The organism is Dehalococcoidales bacterium (genome assembly GCA_035529395.1).
GTDB lineage: Bacteria > Chloroflexota > Dehalococcoidia > Dehalococcoidales > Fen-1064 > DUES01.
Genome location: DATKWT010000137.1, coordinates 1 through 4398 on the forward strand (window position 1 = coordinate 1; position 4398 = coordinate 4398).

At 55.9% G+C, this 4398-nt stretch carries 8 protein-coding genes; 3 read left to right on the top strand and 5 right to left on the bottom strand.

Going from position 1 to position 4398, the window contains the following annotated elements; genetic code table 11:
- The 5 genes from VMW13_08985 to ispD all read right to left on the bottom strand — a co-directional run.
- On the bottom strand, positions 1–156 hold a 156-nt coding region (locus VMW13_08985), incomplete at its 3' end, for a heavy metal-binding domain-containing protein (protein HUV44949.1).
- Complete coding sequence (locus tag VMW13_08990; GenBank protein HUV44950.1) at positions 153–365, bottom strand: hypothetical protein; 213 nt, start codon at positions 363–365, stop codon at positions 153–155. The genes VMW13_08990 and VMW13_08985, both read right to left, overlap by 4 nt.
- Positions 366–400: 35 nt before the next feature.
- Complete coding sequence (gene cysS / locus VMW13_08995; protein ID HUV44951.1) at positions 401–1771, bottom strand: cysteine--tRNA ligase; 1371 nt, start codon at positions 1769–1771, stop codon at positions 401–403.
- Between the two features lie 9 nt (positions 1772–1780).
- Positions 1781–2263: a 2-C-methyl-D-erythritol 2,4-cyclodiphosphate synthase gene (ispF, locus tag VMW13_09000; GenBank protein ID HUV44952.1), complete on the bottom strand. Its 483-nt coding sequence runs from the start codon at positions 2261–2263 to the stop codon at positions 1781–1783.
- Between the two features lie 5 nt (positions 2264–2268).
- On the bottom strand, positions 2269–2925 hold the full coding sequence (ispD, locus tag VMW13_09005) for a 2-C-methyl-D-erythritol 4-phosphate cytidylyltransferase (protein ID HUV44953.1): 657 nt from the start codon (positions 2923–2925) through the stop codon (positions 2269–2271).
- A 168-nt stretch (positions 2926–3093) separates the two neighbouring features.
- Between ispD and VMW13_09010 the strand changes: the two genes are divergently transcribed.
- The 3 genes from VMW13_09010 to VMW13_09020 all read left to right on the top strand — a co-directional run.
- Positions 3094–3510, top strand: coding sequence for a hypothetical protein (locus tag VMW13_09010; GenBank protein HUV44954.1), 417 nt, complete (start codon positions 3094–3096; stop codon positions 3508–3510).
- 277 nt (positions 3511–3787) lie between these two features.
- Positions 3788–4225, top strand: coding sequence for a preQ(1) synthase (gene queF, locus VMW13_09015; GenBank protein ID HUV44955.1), 438 nt, complete (start codon positions 3788–3790; stop codon positions 4223–4225).
- Positions 4212–4398: hypothetical protein (locus tag VMW13_09020; protein ID HUV44956.1), on the top strand; the 187-nt coding region annotated here is incomplete at its 3' end. The genes queF and VMW13_09020, both read left to right, overlap by 14 nt.

Genomic DNA, 4398 nt, shown 5'->3' on the forward strand with positions numbered 1-4398 from the left:
CTTGGTGTAGTCGGTTATTTCGCCGCCGACTATTCCCCTCAGCCCGGCCATGATGTCCCGCCCAACGTGCCTTGCCCGGATGGTACTTCCCTTGACTAGACCAACGGTCTTGGTGATATTCTTGCCCTCTATCCGCTCCGCAGTGGTAATAATCAATTGTCTACCTCCTTGAAGTCGTCCTTCTTCGCCTGGGCTATCCTGTCCCTGATGACTATCCCGAGGAGTACCACAAATGCCACCGAGACCACCCCCACGACAATCCGTATCCAGAGGGAAATCTCATCGGCCATAAAGAAACCCCTGGCCAGCCACCCGGACAGGGCAAGTATGCCCAGCCCGATTACAATAAACGCTGCGTTCTGCATACTAACCCCCCTCACAGATGATAATTATACATCTATTATCGTTTCTGTTTCCAGACCGTACCCTGTGGTGTGTCTTCAAGGGTAACACCAAGGTCGGTAAGCCTGGCACGTATCTCGTCGGCAAGCTGGTACTGCTTCGCCTCGCGCAATCGTACCCGGGTGGCGATGAGCAACTCTATAAACGGCTCGGCACCCACGAACGGCGTCTCCGGTGTTTCTAGCGTCAGCCCCAGCACCCCTGCCATCTCTCTGAGCGTATCTCGTGCCCCCGAAGCGTCGTATCCGGCCTCATATGCCCGGTTTATCTCCCGCGCAAGGTCGAAGAGGGTGGCTATCGCCTGCGCCGTACCGAAATCATCGTCCATCGCCTCGATAAACCGCTGCCGGTAGGACTCCGTGTCCAGTCCGTCTCCGGGGGCCTTACCCGCAGTACGTTCATCACTTGCCGACTGTCGCAGTCGTTCCGCCCCCTTCTCCGCCGCCTCCAGTGCCTCGTCGGAGTAGGTCAATGGGCCGCGGTAGTAAGAGCCGAGGATGAAGATGCGGATTGCGTCCGGGCTATATATCTCCAGGGCTTCCCGTATCGTTATCAGGTTGCCCAGTGACTTGCTCATCTTCTCTTCGTCCATCTGGAGCAGCCCGTTGTGCAGCCAGTATTTGGCGAAGGGCTTCTTGCCGGTAAAGCTCTCCGACTGGGCAATCTCGTTCTCGTGGTGGGGAAAGACCAGGTCCTGTCCGCCGCCGTGAATATCTATGGTGTCACCGAGGTACTTCAGGGACATCGCACTGCACTCGATGTGCCATCCTGGCCTTCCCTTACCCCAGGGGCTGTCCCAGGACGGCTCTCCTGGCTTCGCTTCCTTCCAGAGGACGAAGTCCATCGGGTGCTCCTTCTCCTCCTCCGCCTCGATACGCGCCCCGGCCATCATCGAGTCCAGCGTGCGGCGAGACAGCTTCCCGTAGTCAGATACGTTCCGCACCCTGAAGTATACATTGCCACCGACAGCATAGGCGAACCCCTTGTCCACCAGGCCATTGACAACCTCTATTATCTTCTCTATCTCTCCCATCGCCCGCGGGTAGACATGGGCGGGGAGTATATTCAGCGCCTCCATATCCTCGTCGTAGCGGATAGTATACTTCTGTGTCAACTCGGGTACAGACACACCGAGGCGGTTTGCGGTGTCGATGATGTTGTCCTCGATGTCGGTGATATTCTGCACATGCCTGACCCTGTAACCACGAAATTCAAGGTACCGCCGGACAACATCGAAGAAAATGTAGCTCATGGCATGGCCGATATGAGCGTCACTGTAAGGATTGACGCCGCAGACGTACATCGTCACTTCGTCGCCCTGCGGTACGAACTCCTCTTTCTGTCCGGAAAGCGTGCTATACACTCTCATGTTGTTTCCTTATCCCGTTTCTGCTTCTTCCAGCAAAGCAACCGCCCAGACAGCGATTCCTTCTTCACGACCGGTAAACCCCAGTCGCTCCGAGGTGGTGGCCTTGATGCTCACCCGACCTGCCTCTATTCCCAGCACCCTGCCGAGTTGCTCCCTCATCCGGTCGACAAACCCGCCAAGCTTGGGGCGTTCCGCCACAATGGTTGTGTCAATATTACCAACCCTCCAGCCTTGCTCAGCCAGCTCGTCCCGCACCCTCTCCAGCAGCACCAGGCTCGATATATCATGGTATTCCGGGTCACCGGGCGGGAAGTGGTTTCCGATATCACCCAGCGCAGCCGCCCCCAGGAGCGCATCAATCACCGCGTGGGTCAGTACGTCGGCGTCACTCCAGCCGCTCAGTCCCCTCTCAAAAGGGACCTCTACACCGCCCAGTACCAGCCGGCGCCCCGGTACGAGCGCATGAACGTCGTAGCCGATGCCAACACGCACCCCTGTCACCCCCTCTTCTGCAGCAGGAACTCGGCAAGAACAAGGTCGTCCGGATTGGTTATCTTGATATTATCATACGAGCCCCGGTAGAGCACCACGCGATGGCCCAGTTGCTCAATCACCGTAGCATCGTCGGTTACCTCGCCTTTGACCTTGCGATAGGCCTTTTTCAAGATGTCGTACCGGAATACCTGCGGCGTTTGCACTGCCCAAATACTATCCCGCGCCGGCGTGTACCGGACAACGCGGTCCGGTCCGGCAACCTTGATTGTATCCGTCACCGGCACGGCTGCCACCGCTGCACCTGTATCTGCGGCTGCTTTCAGACCGCTCTCAATCAAGTCCCCCGTCACCAGGGGTCGGGCTCCGTCATGGACTACCACCCACTCGCATCCCTTCAACCGCTCAAGACCGGCCCGGACCGAGTCCTGGCGCCGCGTGCCCCCTATACAGACCTCTCCCACTTTCGACCAGCCGCGCTCGGCTATTAGCTTCTGTGTCTCCGTCACCTTCTCTTCGCGGACAACGACAGCTATCTGGTCAATGGCCTTGCAACCTTCGAAAACACCGAGCACCCGCGCCAGTAGCAGTTCACCACACAGCGGGGCAAACAGCTTGTCTCCACCCCCCATTCTCAGGCTACTCCCGGCAGCCACAATCACGGCCCCGACGGTTGATTCTTGGTCCTTGTTCTTATCCAAGTTTATTCACAGTCTCACCAGGTTCAAACTGAGTTTACCATATTGGGTTCGGGTTGGAAACCGTGATAGAATATGGGGCAACTCATTGGCTCTTAAGGCAAAGCTAATGATATATGAAAGGAGGTGAACATGGCTTGCTGGCTATACCAAATGAGTGCCAAAAAGTACTCTCACGAACAATATAGGAGTGAAGTTTGGGAAGGGGTTGTAATACAAAATTGGTTTCTTGGAGAGAGTAAACGGAAGCCTAAAGAAATAAAATCTGGAGATATGATAATTCTGCTCTACGTAAGGACTAACGCAAAGGACCCCGGCATCTATGGCTGGGGTATTGTCACTTGGTGTGATGGAGAATGGATACACTTCCGGCCATCCCATCCCAGTGACTACTTAAAAATGAATCCAGTGCCCGAGCAAGAGGTAACCAAGGTTATCGACAAAATCCGTGGTGGAATGCCAGAGGGAACTATCTTTCCAGTAGATTATGAGGAGTTAAAACAAATTAGACAAAAGGTGGCGGAGCACGTCTATGGAATATCTTTGTAGCCCTTAACACTTCTTGAGCAATGCTTTCTAATCTAACAGGGTGATGAAAAAGGGGGAGTCCAGGGGTTTTCGTCCCTTCTTAGGGGCGCTCCCTCTTCCGAGAGGGGCCGAAGCCCCCTTTGGCAGGGGTCTGGGGGTGTCCCCCAGATATAATCTTTCCCCCCTTCCTGGACAGGAAGGGGGTCAGGGGGTTGGTCGAAAGTCTGTCATAAACCTGATAGAGGAATCTCCCTGAACCAGAGAGAGAGTATTGGCGAGCATAAAAAGAGAAAACGAGATGACAGAGGATAAGTACACATCGAAAAGATTTGACATCCAGCCGGAAGACGCTATTGATGTGGTGGTGCTGGAGACCATACCGTTTGACTACCCCGGTTCCGGGACCGAAGTAGTCTACGAGACCGGGGAGTTCACCGCCGTCTGCCCCTGGACCGGCCTGCCCGACTTCGGTCGGCTGACCATCCGCTACCTGCCACAGGACTCGCTGGTAGAGCTGAAATCGCTCAAGTACTACCTGACCTCGTTCCGCAACGTGGGCATCCTCCAGGAGCACGTCGTTAACCGGATTCTCAACGACCTCGTAGCGCTCCTGAAACCGGTCTCAATGGCAGTGGAAGCGGAGTACCGCGAGCGGGGTGGTATCAAGGGCAGGGCGGTGGCCCGATACCGGAACGAAAACAGAGATAAGGATGATGCCGAAAATGAAAGTCAGTAAGTACCTTGATGCCAGTCCCAGCCAGGAGCTGCCCGGAGTGGTTAAGCGTGAGGTTGTCAACGCCGATGACGGCGCGCCCAACTTCTGCATGAGGGTGTTCGAGGTCGACCCCGGTAGCGCCACACCATGGCACTCACACCCGTGGGAGCACGAGGTCTATATCCTCGAAGGGC

Bases quoted from the DNA above. Each gene is read 5' to 3' on its own strand.
- VMW13_08990 (HUV44950.1), bottom strand. From the start codon at position 365: ATGCAGAACGCAGCGTTTATTGTAATCGGGCTGGGCATACTTGCCCTG.
- cysS (HUV44951.1), bottom strand. From the start codon at position 1,771: ATGAGAGTGTATAGCACGCTTTCCGGACAGAAAGAGGAGTTCGTACCG.
- VMW13_09010 (HUV44954.1), top strand. From the start codon at position 3,094: ATGGCTTGCTGGCTATACCAAATGAGTGCCAAAAAGTACTCTCACGAA.
- queF (HUV44955.1), top strand. From the start codon at position 3,788: ATGACAGAGGATAAGTACACATCGAAAAGATTTGACATCCAGCCGGAA.